General features: G+C 57.5%; 11 protein-coding genes, 1 tRNA gene and 3 pseudogenes. 9 read left to right on the top strand and 6 right to left on the bottom strand.

Annotated elements, in window-relative coordinates; all coding sequences use genetic code 11:
* Window positions 1–21 precede the first annotated feature (21 nt).
* On the top strand, window positions 22–525 hold the full coding sequence (locus ACO77H_RS16585) for a nitrous oxide reductase accessory protein NosL (protein ID WP_432754304.1): 504 nt from the start codon (window positions 22–24) through the stop codon (window positions 523–525).
* Window positions 526–630: 105 nt separating this feature from the next.
* Here ACO77H_RS16585 and ACO77H_RS16580 read toward each other — a convergent pair whose 3' ends face one another.
* Entirely contained in the window at window positions 631–1,917 is a 1,287-nt protein-coding gene (locus ACO77H_RS16580; protein WP_432754303.1) for an MFS transporter, read from the bottom strand.
* A gap of 144 nt (window positions 1,918–2,061) precedes the next feature.
* On the opposite strand from ACO77H_RS16580, the gene ggt reads away from it, so the two are divergent.
* Window positions 2,062–3,786 (top strand): gamma-glutamyltransferase, encoded by a 1,725-nt coding sequence (gene ggt / locus ACO77H_RS16575; RefSeq protein ID WP_432754302.1) that lies wholly within the window; start codon window positions 2,062–2,064, stop codon window positions 3,784–3,786.
* Window positions 3,787–4,025: 239 nt separating this feature from the next.
* Window positions 4,026–4,099: transfer RNA gene (locus ACO77H_RS16570), tRNA-Cys, on the top strand.
* A gap of 281 nt (window positions 4,100–4,380) precedes the next feature.
* Here ACO77H_RS16570 and ACO77H_RS16565 read toward each other — a convergent pair.
* A pseudogene (locus tag ACO77H_RS16565) lies at window positions 4,381–4,473 on the bottom strand (VOC family protein); the annotation flags it as partial.
* A gap of 311 nt (window positions 4,474–4,784) precedes the next feature.
* Between ACO77H_RS16565 and ACO77H_RS16560 the strand changes: the two are divergent.
* The 4 genes and pseudogenes from ACO77H_RS16560 (at window position 4,785) to ACO77H_RS16545 (ending at window position 8,267) form a co-directional block, all read left to right on the top strand.
* Window positions 4,785–5,687 (top strand): hypothetical protein, encoded by a 903-nt coding sequence (locus ACO77H_RS16560; protein WP_432754301.1) that lies wholly within the window; start codon window positions 4,785–4,787, stop codon window positions 5,685–5,687.
* Between the two features lie 91 nt (window positions 5,688–5,778).
* Window positions 5,779–6,450, top strand: a pseudogene (locus ACO77H_RS16555) (PAS domain S-box protein); the annotation flags it as partial.
* Window positions 6,451–6,681: 231 nt separating this feature from the next.
* Window positions 6,682–7,047 (top strand): annotated as a pseudogene (locus tag ACO77H_RS16550) (methyl-accepting chemotaxis protein); the annotation flags it as partial.
* Window positions 7,048–7,229: 182 nt separating this feature from the next.
* Entirely contained in the window at window positions 7,230–8,267 is a 1,038-nt protein-coding gene (locus ACO77H_RS16545; RefSeq protein ID WP_169956604.1) for a GGDEF domain-containing protein, read from the top strand.
* Window positions 8,268–8,619: 352 nt separating this feature from the next.
* Here the strand turns inward: ACO77H_RS16545 and ACO77H_RS16540 are convergent, their stop codons facing one another.
* The 3 genes from ACO77H_RS16540 to ACO77H_RS16530 all read right to left on the bottom strand — a co-directional run bounded on the left by ACO77H_RS16540 (window position 8,620) and on the right by ACO77H_RS16530 (window position 10,820).
* Window positions 8,620–9,240: a LysE family translocator gene (locus ACO77H_RS16540; RefSeq protein ID WP_432754300.1), complete on the bottom strand. Its 621-nt coding sequence runs from the start codon at window positions 9,238–9,240 to the stop codon at window positions 8,620–8,622.
* Between the two features lie 63 nt (window positions 9,241–9,303).
* The gene (locus ACO77H_RS16535; RefSeq protein ID WP_169956600.1) at window positions 9,304–9,804 is read right to left on the bottom strand and encodes an AAA family ATPase; all 501 of its coding nucleotides are present in this window, start codon (window positions 9,802–9,804) and stop codon (window positions 9,304–9,306) included.
* Window positions 9,805–9,902: 98 nt separating this feature from the next.
* On the bottom strand, window positions 9,903–10,820 hold the full coding sequence (locus tag ACO77H_RS16530; RefSeq protein ID WP_432754299.1) for a LysR family transcriptional regulator: 918 nt from the start codon (window positions 10,818–10,820) through the stop codon (window positions 9,903–9,905).
* A gap of 66 nt (window positions 10,821–10,886) precedes the next feature.
* Between ACO77H_RS16530 and ACO77H_RS16525 the strand changes: the two genes are divergently transcribed.
* Complete coding sequence (locus ACO77H_RS16525) at window positions 10,887–11,492, top strand: LysE family translocator (RefSeq protein WP_432754298.1); 606 nt, start codon at window positions 10,887–10,889, stop codon at window positions 11,490–11,492.
* On the opposite strand, the gene ACO77H_RS16520 is transcribed toward ACO77H_RS16525, so the two are convergent.
* Window positions 11,485–13,011 carry an MFS transporter gene (locus ACO77H_RS16520; RefSeq protein WP_432754297.1) on the bottom strand — a complete coding sequence of 509 codons (1,527 nt, stop codon included), beginning with the start codon at window positions 13,009–13,011 and terminating at the stop codon, window positions 11,485–11,487. The two genes, ACO77H_RS16525 and ACO77H_RS16520, sit on opposite strands and share 8 nt — an antisense overlap.
* 149 nt (window positions 13,012–13,160) lie before the next feature.
* Between ACO77H_RS16520 and ACO77H_RS16515 the strand changes: the two genes are divergently transcribed.
* Complete coding sequence (locus tag ACO77H_RS16515; RefSeq protein WP_169956592.1) at window positions 13,161–14,036, top strand: LysR family transcriptional regulator; 876 nt, start codon at window positions 13,161–13,163, stop codon at window positions 14,034–14,036.
* Window positions 14,037–14,043 lie beyond the last annotated feature (7 nt).

Below are 14,043 nucleotides of genomic sequence, written 5' to 3'. Positions count from 1 at the left end.
TTATCGGTGGAGTAGCTGAGCATGAAAATCGGATGGGTGTTGCTGTTGAGCCTGCTGTTGGTGGGGTGTGACAAACCAGTGGCGGCCGGGGCAGGTGATGGGCCGGTGGCGTTCCATCCGGCGGATGAGTGCCATGTGTGCGGCATGGTGATCAGCGAATTCCCGGGGCCCAAGGGCGAGGTGGTGGAGCAGGGCGCGGCGAAGAAGTTCTGCTCGACCGCAGAAATGCTCGGCTGGTGGTTGCAGCCGGAAAATCATCATGCCCAGTCAAAGCTGTATGTGCATGACATGGGGCGCAGCCATTGGAATACCCCGGACGATGCCCACCTGATCGACGCCAAGACCGCCTACTACGTGCTCGGCACCGGGCTCAAGGGCGCCATGGGCGTGGTGCTGGCCTCGTTTGCTGAGCAGGCGGTGGCGCAGAAAGTCGCGGCAGATACCGGCGGGCGGGTGCTGCGTTTCGAGGAGATAAACCTGGCACTGTTGCAGCAGCCGAGTGGCATGGCCCATAGCGGTCATTGAGCCTGCCTCCCCCTGTGGGAGCGGGCTTGCCCGCGATGACGGCAGTTCAGTCAGCATTTCTGCCGGCTGACACACCGCTATCGCAGGCAAGCCAGCTCCCACAGCCTAGCGGTTGACCAATTTCGCCGGCAACGCAATCACCAGCAAACAACTGAGCAGCAGGCTGGCGGCAAAGAACCACATGGCCCCAGCGCTGCTGCCGGTGATATCTATCGCCAGGCCCATCAACGAGTTGCTGACCAGCCCGGCGATATTCGCCAGGGAGCACGCCAGGGCAAAACCGGTGGCCGCCGCAGTGCCGGTAAGGAAGGTCGCCGGCAGGCTGAAAAACACCGGCACCGCACCGAGGATCGCTGCCGAAGCCACGGCAAACAGGGCCACGGTGGCGATCACGTTATGGGTGAAGAACGTGCTGCTGGCCATGGCCGCGGTGCCCACCAAAAACGGCACGATAATGTGCCAGCGGCGTTCACGGTATTTGTCGGAACTGGCGCCGATCAGCAGCATGCCCGCCAGCGCGGCGACGCTGGGCAGGGCGGTGAGCAGGCCGATATGGAACGTGTCGCTGACCCCCGCGTTGCGGATCAGGGTCGGCATCCAGAAGCCCATGGCGTAGGCACTGAGCAGGATCGAAAAATCAATCCCGCCAAGCATCCACACCTTGAGGTTGAAGAACCCCTCGCGAAAGCGCCGTGGGCTTTGGCTGGCCTGGCTGTCATCGGCCTGCAACTGCTGTTGCAGCAGGGTCTTTTCGGCGGCTGACAACCATTTGGCCTGGTGATAGGTATTGGGCAGGGCCCAGAACGCTAATACCCCCAACAGCACGCTGGGCAGCGCTTCGAGCAGGAACAGCCATTGCCAGCCACGCAGGCCACCCACCTGGTCGAAGTGGCCCATGATCCAGCCGGACAACGGCCCGCCAATCACACTGGACAGCGGCAGGCCGATCATGAACAGCGCAATCACCCGCCCCCGGCGATGGGTGGGGAACCAGGTGGTCAGGTAATACAACACCCCCGGCAGGAATCCCGCCTCGGCGACGCCGAGCAAAAACCGCAGCACATAGAACTGGGTGGTGGAGGTGACCAGCAACGTGCAGGCCGAGAGCAGGCCCCAGGTGATCATGATGCGCGCGATCCAGATCCGTGCGCCGACGCGCTCGAGGATCAGGTTGCTCGGCACTTCAAACAGGATATAGCCGACAAAAAACAGGCCGGCGCCCAGGCCGAATGCGGTTTCGCTGAACTGCAACTGGTCTTGCATCTGCAACTTGGCAAAACCGATGTTGATCCGGTCCAGGTAGGCCGCCAGGTAGCAGAAGCACAGGAACGGAACCAGCTTCCAGGTGATCTTGTGGTACAGCGCGTGGATTGGGTCGGCGACCGTGGGCATCGGTGTGTCTCATGGGCAATGAGGAGGGCGGGGCGAATATAGCATTCCGTCACCGACAAGCTCTGTCTGAAAAGCGCCACTTGGCTGGGGTTGCTGTGCGAAAGAAGCTACGTTTAACGCTTCTAATAAACAGAGTATCCACGGATGAACTACCAACCCTTTACCCGAACCTTGATCGCGACGGCCCTGGTCCTGACATTCAGCGGTGTGCAGGCGGCCTCCCAGGCCCCGGTGGCCGGTGAAAACGGCATGGTGGTGACGGCCCAGCATTTGGCGACCCATGTGGGCGTCGATGTGTTGAAGGCTGGCGGCAACGCCGTGGATGCGGCAGTGGCCGTGGGATACGCCCTGGCGGTGGTCTACCCGGCAGCGGGCAATCTCGGCGGCGGTGGTTTCATGACCGTGCAGCTGGCGGACGGGCGCAAGACCTTCCTCGACTTCCGCGAAAAAGCCCCCTTGGCGGCCACCGCCGACATGTACCTGGATAAAGACGGCAATGTCGTCCCTGGCCTCAGCGCCAAGGGCCACCTGGCGGTCGGCGTGCCCGGCACCGTCTCCGGCATGGAGCTGGCCCTGAGTAAATACGGGACCCTCAAGCGCGCCCAGGTGATCGCACCGGCGATCAAGCTTGCAGAAAACGGCTTTGCCCTCGACCAGGGCGATATCGACATGCTGCACAGCGCCACCGAAGAATTCAAAAAAGACCAGGACCTGCGTGGCATCTTCCTCAACAAAGGCGAGCCGCTGCAGGTTGGGCAGAAACTGGTGCAAAAAGACCTCGCGCGGACCCTGCGGGAAATCTCCGCCAAGGGCGCCGATGGCTTCTACAAAGGCTGGGTGGCCAAGGCCATCGTCGACTCCAGCCAGGCCGGCAAGGGCATCATCGCCCAGGCCGACTTGGACAAATACCAGACCCGCGAGCTGGCCCCCATCGAATGCGACTACCGCGGCTACCACGTAGTCTCGGCGCCGCCACCGAGCTCGGGCGGCCTGGTGATCTGCCAGATCATGAACATTCTCGAAGGCTACCCCATGGCCGAACTGGGCTACGGCTCGGCCCAGGGCACCCATTACCAGATCGAAGCCATGCGCCACGCCTACGTCGACCGCAACAGCTACCTGGGCGACCCGGACTTCGTGCAGAACCCCGTGGAGCATCTGCTGGACAAGAACTACGCGGCCAAACTGCGCGCCGCCATCGAACCGCAAAAGGCCGGCGACTCCATGGCCATCAAGCCCGGCGTTGCGCCCCATGAAGGCAGCAACACCACCCATTACTCCATCGTCGACAAATGGGGCAACGCGGTGTCGGTGACCTACACCCTCAACGACTGGTTCGGCGCCGGCGTCATGGCCAGCAAGACCGGGGTGATCCTCAACGACGAAATGGACGACTTCACCGTCAAGGTCGGCGTGCCCAACATGTACGGGCTGGTCCAGGGCGAAGCCAACGCCATCGCCCCGGGCAAGGCGCCCCTGTCGTCCATGAGCCCGACCATCGTGACCAAGGACGGCAAGGCCGTGATGGTCATCGGCACACCGGGGGGCAGCCGCATCATCACCGCCACCTTGCTCACCATCCTCAACGTCATCGACTACAAGATGAACATCCAGGAGGCCGTCAACGCTCCACGTTTCCACCAACAGTGGATGCCCGACACCACCAACCTCGAAACCTTCGCCCTGAGCCCCGACACCCAGAAAATCCTCGAAAGCTGGGGCCACAAATTCGCCGGCCCCCAAGACGCCAACCACCTGGCCGCGATCCTCGTCGGCGCCCCGTCCCTGGACGGCAAGCCCGTGGGCAACAACCGCTTCTACGGCGCCAACGACCCACGGCGCAATACCGGGTTGTCACTGGGCTACTAAGCATAGGCAGGGCAGGGGCGTGTTCTCCCAGACCGCCCCGGCTCTGCCCTACAGAAGAATATTTTTTGAAATCAAGGGGTTGCCAGCCCCGGCAAATGAGTACATAATTGCCGCCATTGAACGCGCTGAGACATAAAAAACTTCAATGTTTTCAATGAGATAGAGTAGAGGCAAGCTTCACATAGCCCACTCAAGTTTATATGCGGTGAATGTCAGTGGTTTTGGCATTGATCGTTTGAGGCCGAGTAGCAAAATGGTTATGCAGCGGATTGCAAATCCGCCTACGCCGGTTCGATTCCGACCTCGGCCTCCACTCTTGAAAGCCCCGTAGATCAATGGTCTACGGGGTTTTTTATTGCCTAAGATTTGACGATCACTTCCGCAATTTTTCGGATCGCTTCCGCAACCCTATCTTTTTACGGGAAATTTAAGACGCCGTTATCGGTATGGCTCTGCTCGATTGGGCGTGGGATTGTGCTCGAGACTCAGGAGCCTGAGCGTTCACTAACGGCCATTAGCGGACGTTGAACTGCGTCCGTTGAACTGCGTCCGTTGAACCCAAAACCTGAACATCGGCTTGGCTCAGATTCAAATTCAGATTGAGTAAGTCGGCCTCTCACCCAACCGCGCTACCAACCTGACGAGACAACCGTCAGGATCCTGGCCGATGAATTCGCGCTGGCCTACTCCAAGATGGGTTAGATCCTACAACTATAGTTCGGTGGCACGAGGGGAACGTGGCGAGGATCATGATGCAAGAACGGGCGGGAATTATCGTGATGCGTTGTTGGCTGCAATTGGTCGAACGGATTCATGCACGCAGCGCGTCTTTAAGCCGGAGGGCATCGATCAGACACGCTTGCGGATGACCGGTAATCGAAGCGAGTCAGGTCATAAAACATTTTTGGGGTGAACCTGCCAGCGGTTCGAATACACATATACTGTGCGTATTGTGAATGGTAGCCGTTTGATATTACCGATTAAGGGTTGTGTACTCGATGAACAAGACTGATCTGCTTGAGAATTTGAAAGAGACCAGTTACGAAATGACCCGAGGCAATATAGACGAAGCTGTTCTCCTGCATTTCGATTTGGTTATGGAGAGCTATCGACAAAAGCCTTCATTCTATAAAAACCTGTTGAAATATGACCGATTCATGGTAGCCCTGTCTTTGTTGAGCTTTAGTTATAAAGATGAGCAAGTTCCCTTATCCAAAGTGAAAGCATTTTGCCAAGAACGTGGCTATATGTCTCGCAACAGCCTGGACTCATATTGCTCGTTCTTATCTATCGCCGGATATCTGGATGTCCGGTTACATGTCCAGGACGGACGCCAACGTAGCTTCCGACCCACGGATAAAGCGCTGTGCAATACCGCGCAGCTAATCAAATCGTATCTACTGCCTTCGCAGATGATCTCTCCATACGACAGTTGGTTGTCGGGCATGGGGAAAAGTGCGGATCTATTGCGCGTTTTTTTTCGAGGTTTTGCCAGAATACTTGAAGGCGACTTCCTGCTCGACAAGCTTTTGCCTGAAGCGAAATGGATTCTCAACCGGGATGGCGGTCACCTGCCGATGCTCGCACTCTATGCTGATGCCTTGCGCAACGGCTCGTTAGAGACTGGCTACAAAGTATCCTCTTACGTTGAGCTTTCATCGCGTCTGGGCGTATCCAAAACACACATGCAGCGCATGATCAAGGAAGGCCAGTTACACGGCTATTTCAAATGCGATAAACGCTTGGTGGAGTTGAGCCCGGCCTTTCTCGAACTGATGCGGCGGGCCATGTCAATTTACTTCGCAGTTGCACGGGTAAGCATGGAACTGGGAGTTGATGAAAGCGAAGTGGAAAATAAGTCTGGCTGTATTTGCATTGTTTGTGGACGCTGGCCCCAATGAGTTCGTTTGTTATTTAACCTTCCCTCTCGGGATCGACTTAAACACTGAGCAATGTCTTTTTCTGTTGTAATTTTTTATACCGGAGTTCAGCGTGTTTAATCGCCAGATAAAGAATGCTCTTTTTGCCTGCCAAGAGGAACTGTCCCTGTCGCTCGGTACAGTTGCCGGTATCGAAGCGGTTTTTCTTTCAATACGTGTCGATGGTGCTGGTCGGATTATCTCGGCCAACCAGCGGTTTGCGCAAACGCTGGGATACTCGCTCGAACAGCTTTCAAATATGGCAATGAGTAACATCAACGCGGAGCCGCAGAATGATTTTGCACCCAACCTGTACGCCATCCAACGGCAACGCTATCGTGCCTCCGACGGCCGGGCTGTGACACTCAATGTAGGTTGGATCGCTGCAGCGAACCGGACGTTTCAAGGCTACGGCATGGTTGCACCACCTCTGGCGCAAGACGAACAGGAGGTCATCGAAATGTTCAACGCACTGAACCGCTCGATGGCGATGATTCAGTTCAGTCTCGCGGGTGAGGTCATTTACGCCAACGAATCGTTCGTCCAGGCCATGGGTTATAGCCTTGCGGAGATACAGGGCAAGCATCACCGCCTGTTCTGCCTCGCGGAGGACGTGGCGTCGGCGCATTACGCCGAGTTCTGGAAGAGTCTGAACAAGGGCGTGTTTAACGCTGGTCGCTTTCGCCGGGTAGATAAAAGCGGAAAAGTGGTGTGGCTAGAGGCCACTTACAATCCCATCAGAGACGCTTCCGGTCGGGTTTATAAAATTGCCAAATTCGCCAGTGTAGTGACCGAGCAAGTTGAAAAAGCCGACCAAATCAAACAAGCAGCGACCATGGCTTACGACGTGTCGCTAGATACCGATGTAAAAGCTAACCGAGGTATGGAATTGGTCGCCGACTCCGTACTTGGAACACAGAATATCGCCCAACAGATGGCCTTGGTGACCGACAGCATGACCGCCCTTGAATCGCAGTCGCAGTTGATCGGTTCCATCGTCGACACGATTGGCGCCATTGCCACCCAGACCAATCTTTTGGCGCTTAACGCCGCTATCGAAGCTGCACGCGCTGGAGTGCATGGGCGAGGATTCGCTGTGGTGGCGGATGAAGTGCGCAAGCTCGCTGGCCGTACCAGTGCAGCCACGCGGGAGATTAACGGCGTGGTCAGGCAAAACCGAGAATTGGCCGGCGCAGCAGCGTTGCATGTCCAGTGCAGCAGAGACCAAGCCGACGTTTTATTGGAACTGTCCGAACAGGCAGGTATGGCGATGGTGGCTATCCAGTCAGGCGCAAAGCAAGTCGTGAAAGCCATTGGCAGAGTCACCAGCGACCTGCATTGAATGCTCTATCTGCGTCGCGGTAACGCCTCTTCGTTGATGGTGAAAACAATATGAAAGTTTTGCGTGCAGTCTTTTCCGATTGATAACAGGAGTATAGATGCCGAAATACACTTAAGTCATTGGTCAGGTATTGCTCACACGTTCACGTCACATTCAGGCCGTTTCGGAAAAGGAGTTTAGGGATGCCGGCGATTTTCAAAATCCGACCAAGAATGCGAACGCTGCTGTCACCAGCGGTTACCAAGATTGAAATGGCAGGAATTGTTTCCTGGCTTTGCGTTTTGCTGATTGAGCCTGCGACAACGTTAAATCTACCGAACCTATTGGTCACAACATTGTTGTTTGTTATTTGGTACGTCCATCGCGTAGTTGCTGATTTCCGCATATGGAGAATGCTCGGCGGCGTCTATATATTGATTTTGTCACTCGGCTTTGCATATGTGATTGACACCAATGTGCAGTTACGCGTCTTTACGCTGCCCCTTGCTGTGATCATCGTGGTAAGCAGTGCTATCTTATTCGTCACAGTTCAGGACTATCTTTTTTCTACATTACTGGTCTGGATGCTGATGTGGCCCACTTTGGATGTTGGCTTTTACCGGGGACTGGAAGTTTATGTGGTAATTTTTTGCGTTGCCTCCATGTCCATTGGTTTTACTCTTAGCTTTACCTTTTTAAGAAGCATGCGGTCGGTATTGTTGGTCGAAAGTGAGTTCAGGACATTGGCGGAGACAGACTTTCTCACCTCCTTACTTAACCGGCGGGCCTTTATAGAGACCTTAAAAAAGGCATTGGCTGAAGGTCCCAGCGGCTACTTCATAATGTTGGACATTGACGACTTTAAATTAAAAAACGATCAGTACGGTCACGATGTCGGTGACAAGATTTTGTGTGCCATGGCCGGGTGCCTGAAAACCACCGCTGGCAGCCACTGTGTCGGACGGATTGGAGGTGAGGAGTTCGGTGTCTTGTTGTTGGGCGAAGATGATGCGGTTGCTAATGAATATGCGTTGCGCCTGCTGGCCAACATCCGTAGCAGCGTATTGCCTCCGCATCAATTCACTTGCAGCGCGGGCGTCGCGCCGTTCCGAGCGACATCGGACATGTCAACGGTGCTCAAATGCGCCGACAGCAATATGTATAAAGCCAAGCATGATGGTAAGGATCGGGTGTTTCAGGATGGAAGGCAGGTCAAACCGCTACTTCCTGTAACTACGTAATTAAGGTTTGACTGGAGGACGTCTGTGAAAATCGTTTTCGAAGAAATCGAATCTCCCCCTTGCTGCTTGCTTACGCTGGGCACCTTCACTTTGATGTTCCATAACCGTTCTGAGGCTGAAAGCTTTCTGAAGCTTATTATGGGATGAAATACATCGCTTAGCCCCCATCGCTGAGCGTCTGCTTTTGGCCGTTTTCAGTCGGTTGTCACCGGCAGAAATCGGCCAAAAGCGGACAGTTATGCAGGGTTAGCAACCCTTCCTTGTAGCTTGATGGCGTCTACGAAACTAGGGGCGATTCAGCTTGCGTCCGCTTGAAGATCAATCTGTCCCGTTTTTGTTTTGTTGATGAGACTCACCCACGCCGCGCTATCAATAACATCGAGGCAGCTGCGGACAACAAACCCGCGCAGCAACGATTAAAAATCTTCTTGCCTCGAGGCTGGGTAAACCAGCGGCGCATGTGCAGTCCGATGTATGCGTAGATGCCAATGGCAATCCATTCCAATACCAGGAACAGCAATCCCAGCAGCGTGAACTGGGAGCCCACGTCTACCGCTGGGTCAACGAATTGAGGTAAGAACGCGGTAAAGATCAGAATGGCTTTGGGGTTGCCGGCGGCCACGAGGAATTCCTGTCTTGCCAACCCCCACAGTCCCACCTGAGGGGTTTCGGATTCGGCTGCTACTTGCGGTGCGGCGTTCCACAGTTGATACGCCAGGTAGAAAAGATAAGCCGCGCCAATTATTTTGATCCCGTAAAAGACTAGCTCTGAAGTTTGCAACACCACGGCCAAGCCCGCCGAGGCAAGTGCGATCATGATTGCGAACGCCAGCAAGCGACCTGCGCCGGCCATGCAGGATGTGCGATAGCCATAGCGGGTTGCATTGCTGATAGACAGCAGATTGTTGGGCCCTGGCGCCATATTCAGCGCAAAGCATGCGGGCAGGAATAACGCGAGTGTTGCCAAGTCCATATGCATCTCCAGAATCGCTGTGCATCAATCCTATGTTTGAAGCTTTATAGACGTCATTACCCGCTAAGACAGTAATCGGTCGGTGATCATCGAGAGCGCTTGCGCCGGTGAAACCAGCGCAGTGTCTATGCAAAACGGAGCTTCTTCCCAGGCTTCGTATTCATGATCCAGCACAGACTGCCAGGTGGGTGGGATCAGCCCCGCAATATCACTCTTCCTGGTTTCCACCCGCTGCTGGTGTTCATTTTTATCAGAGCAAATCACTTGAATATTGAATAACTCGATACCCGCCTTTACGGCGATTTCGCTCCAGGCTATTCGGCTTTCGCTTACAGGGTTTACGCAGTCAACGATGACCGTGTGGCCAAGGCGAAGATTACTCAGGGCAAGTTCATTCGCGACCCTATAGCCGCTGGACCCCACGTCTTGTGCAAGAACTGCGCAGTTGCGGATCGCTTGCTCAATCGTATCGATCCGCAGGTAAACGGCGCCGGTTTTAGCCGCAAGCTCCTTGGCGATTGTGGTTTTGCCGGTGCCGGGAAGGCCGCTGAATACGATAAGCACGGTATGTCCTTTTCTATCGCCTGTTATTTAGGGGCTTCGCGTTCGGCAAGTTGGCTAGTTGGCTAGTTCGCCGGGGTATGACTGAACACCCAGACATCTCACCCCACAGTTTGCAACCATTCAAGTAGCGCCATCTCCACGCTACCGGGCCTTGGCGCTGTAGGCGATAGCAGGCAGTACCGCGAGCCATCTTCAACAAAGCCCAATGGCGCGGCTAACACACCGCTTTGGATATCGTCGCGCACCAGGTGCCATGGGCCGATGGCTACCCCAAGGCCTGCAACGGCGGCCTGGATGCTGAAATAGAAGTGCTCGAAAGATTGCATTTCCATTTCTGGAACAGGCAGTTGCTTTGCGTAAGCCCATTCGTGCCAAGCCGTGGGCCGGCTAGCTGTTTGCAGTAGCGGGGCAGAGGGGAGCAGGGATTTGCGATTTTTGCCAAACCACTGATCTGCCTTTTCTGGCCGGCATACGGGGCCGACCTGCTCTGGGAATAGCGTCTCGGTATGGTAGCCGGGAGGACAGGGAAAATCGTCGCGCCGGATGGCCAGGTCGATACCCTGGTTGAATGAGAAGGGGCCGCCGCCAGCAACCAGGTGAATGTCCAGGCCTGGGTGAAGGGTCTGGAAGTCGCTCCAGCGAGGGATCAGCCAGCGCATCAACAGCGTGGGCTCGCAGGACAGGACGAGCTGGCGAGCTCGACGGGCGTCGGTGCGTATCTCGCGAACGGCCTGGGTCATCAACCCCAGCCCCTCACTGGTGGCTTTTGCCAGGCGTCTTCCGGCATCGGTTAAAAACACCCTTCGGCCACGCCGCTCGAACAGGTCAACACCCAAATCCTCTTCAAGCAGGCGCACTGCGCGGCTGATGGCCCCCGGTGTCAGGTGCAACTCGTCAGCTGCGCGGGCGAAGTTTTCCAGGCGTGCGGCTGATTCGAAGCAGCGCAATGCCAGCAGAGACGGCATGCGAGTCTCAGAAGTCAGTGAGTTGTAGTCACCATTTGCTTCAGAAATCATCGTTTTTACCAAGGCATAGGATCTGTAAATATTGCCCTACACCACCAAGAATTCAAAGGGTACAGCATGGGCGAATGGATAGCGGTAATCACCATCACACTACTGGCGTGCATCAGTCCAGGGCCGGATTTCGCCATGGTGTCTCGCAACGGATTGCTCCTGTCTCGAAGGGCGGGCGTGCTCACCGCTGTCGGAATTGGCCTGGGGGTGCTTGTTCACGTGTGCTACACGCTGCTCGGATTGGGCTTGGTGCTGCAACAAACGCCTTGGTTGTTCAATGTATTGAAGCTGGCTGGAGCGGCCTATCTCGTCTACTTGGGCATCAAGATGCTTCGTTCCGGGCCGGCCACTGAACCGTCGGATGCGCCACCGCCCGCCATGTCTGATCAGGGAGCGCTGCGTACGGGATTTCTCACAAATGCGTTGAATCCTAAGACATCGATCTTCATCGTCAGTCTGTTCATGGGAGTCGTACGGCCGGACACCGCTGTGACGGCACAAATCGGGTACGGGCTATTTATCGCTGGAGCACATGTGGTGTGGTTCAGCCTCGTCGCACTGTGCTTCTCCGCCGGGGCGGTGCGCGCCAGGTTATTGGCCGCGCGACAGTGGATCGACTGGATTTTTGGCGCATTGCTGGTGAGCTTCGGGATCTTGCTGACGCTCACTTGACTGGGGCTACGGGCTGCAGCAGTGGAATCGGATGCCTCATCAACAGGCCTACTACCAGCGCTCCCAGCAGGCTCAATAGCCCCGCCACCCACAACACCCTGCCGAACCCACCGACAAATGCCTGCCATGCCAAGGGTTGCACCGGCCCCTGCGCCGATTCCGGCAGCAGCGCCATGGCTGCTGGCATATCCCCGGCCACCACCCGCGAGGCAATCCCCGGTACCTGGGCCTGCCATTGCGCGCCGAGGCTGGCGTGCAGCAGATGCTCGCTATGGCTGGCCAGCAGCGCGCCATACACCCCAATCGCCAACATGATCGCGCTGAAACGCATGGTGGTACTCATGCCCGAGGCCATGCCCGCACGGTCCCTCGGTACGCAGGCCATGATGTTTTTCTGGGTGTCGCCATTGAGCAGGCCGGCACCGGCGCCGGTCACGGCTATCGCCAGGGCGAACGGCAGGTAACCGCCGACACTGACCGCCCAGGCGCTGAACAGGTTGCCGCAGCCCACCAGGGCCAGCCCGGTCGCCATCATGGTCGCGGGGGTGAAGCGGTTGGCCAGGCGTGCGCCGATACGCGGGCAGATCAGCATGGTCAGGGCAAACGGCAGCATTCCCAGGCCCGAGGCAATCGCAGAAAACTCCAGGCCGTTTTGCAGGTAGAACGGTAGCAGCGTCATCATCACCTGGGCGCACCCGGCGTAGGCAAACATCCCCAGCAGCGCGCCGATAAATCGCGGGTACTGGAACAGTTGCAGGTCCACCATTGGCCGGCGCTGCACGCGCTCCACCAGCACAAACAGGCCCAGCAGGAACGCACCGCCGAGCAGCCGCGCATAGGTCAGTGGGTTGTCCCAGCCGATCCGGTTGGCTTCGATCAGGCCCCAGATCAGGCACAGCAGGCTGGCGCTGAAGGTCAGGCTGCCCCAAGGGTCGAGGCGCGCCGATTGACTGTCGCGCGATTCCGGGATGGCATGCAGGACCAGCGCCAGCAACGCCAGGCCCACCGGCAGGTTGAGGTAGAAAATCCAGCGCCAGCCCATGTAATGGGTAATCAGGCCGCCGAGGGTTGGGGCGGCGGTCATTGCCACGCCCATGCAGGCCCCCCAGAACGCCCAGGCCTTGGCCCGTTCCAGCTCATCGTGAAAGGCATGGCCGATGGAAGCCAGGGCCGAGGTCAGCAGCAGTGCGGCACCGACACCCTTCACGGCGCGGGCAATATCCAGCAGCAGCACGCTGGGCGCAGCGCCACAGCCCAGGGAGGCGAGGATAAAAATACCCAGGCCCCACACCAGGGTCTTCTTGCGGCCGAAGCGGTCGGCAATGCTCCCGGCCGGCAACAGCAGGGCGGCGAAGGCCAGCATATAGGCGCTGACCACCCATTCGATATCGGCGAAATTGGCGCCCAGGTCGCGGGCAATGGTCGGCAGGGTCACCGCGACGATGTTGGTGTCGAGGACAATCAGCGAACAGACCCCGGAGGCGGTCAACAGGGTAAGGCGTGGGCTGACCCGACTCATGGCGTGATTACCTGGCAGGCAACAGGCAAGCTGGATTTGACGGGCATCATGAGGGTTCTCTACTGTGGGCGTCCCTGAGCTTAACGTCAACTTCCGGCGGTTCTGTTAGCCGAAGCCAAGCACATCATTACCTTTGAGCTAATCCTTATATGGAAATACGTCATTTCCGCTACTTCCTGGCCGTTGCCCGGCACCGCAATTTCACGCGTGCCGCCGAGCAACTGGATATTGCCCCGCCGACGTTGAGCCGGCAGATCCAGGATATGGAACGTGCCCTGGGCACGCGCCTGTTTATCCGGCGCCAGCGTGACGTGAGCCTGACCGAGGCGGGCAGCGCGTTGCTGGGTGAAGCCGAAAGCACCGTGCGCCAGTTCGAGTTCGCCCAGCGCAATGCCCAACGCGCCGGGCGTGGCGAGATCGGTCATATCGAATTGGGCTATGTCGCGTCGGCGGTGTATTCCGGGGTATTGCAACGCCAGGTGCAGGGGTTTTGCGCGCAGTTTGCCGATGTCAGCCTCAGCGTGCGGGAAAGCCCCATGGCGCTGTTGCCGGGGCTGGTGGCCGAAGGGCGCTACGACATTGGCTACATTCGCTCACCCATGACCTTGCCCGACGGTGTGGAGGCGCTGCGCCTGGGCAGTGAGGGTTTTGTCCTGGCGCTGCCCCAGGGCTCGTGGCTGCTGGGGTTGAAGGCGATCACCTGCGCGCACTTGCAGAACGAGACCTTCATCCTGCCCGAGCAAATCAGCGGCACCTTGCAGGTGGCCGCACAAGGCGGCTATGCCCCGCGCCTGGGACCGCAGCCGGGCGGCCTGGTGGCGGTGATTGCCCTGGTGTCGCTGGGGCAGGGCGTGGCGGTGGTGCCGGAGTCGGTGGTGGGGCATGTCAGCCTGCCGGGTGTGCACTACCGCACCCTCCAGGGCAGCGATGCATCGTCGTGGCTGTCGCTGATTTACCGGCGCTTTGAAAAAGCCCCGGCGGTGGCGCGCTACATCCAGCACATCAAGCAAAACCCCACCCCGTAGGCGCCGG

Source organism: Pseudomonas sp. WMBT8 (genome assembly GCF_050916005.1).
GTDB lineage: Bacteria > Pseudomonadota > Gammaproteobacteria > Pseudomonadales > Pseudomonadaceae > Aquipseudomonas.
This window is presented reverse-complemented; position numbering and strand designations above follow the sequence as displayed.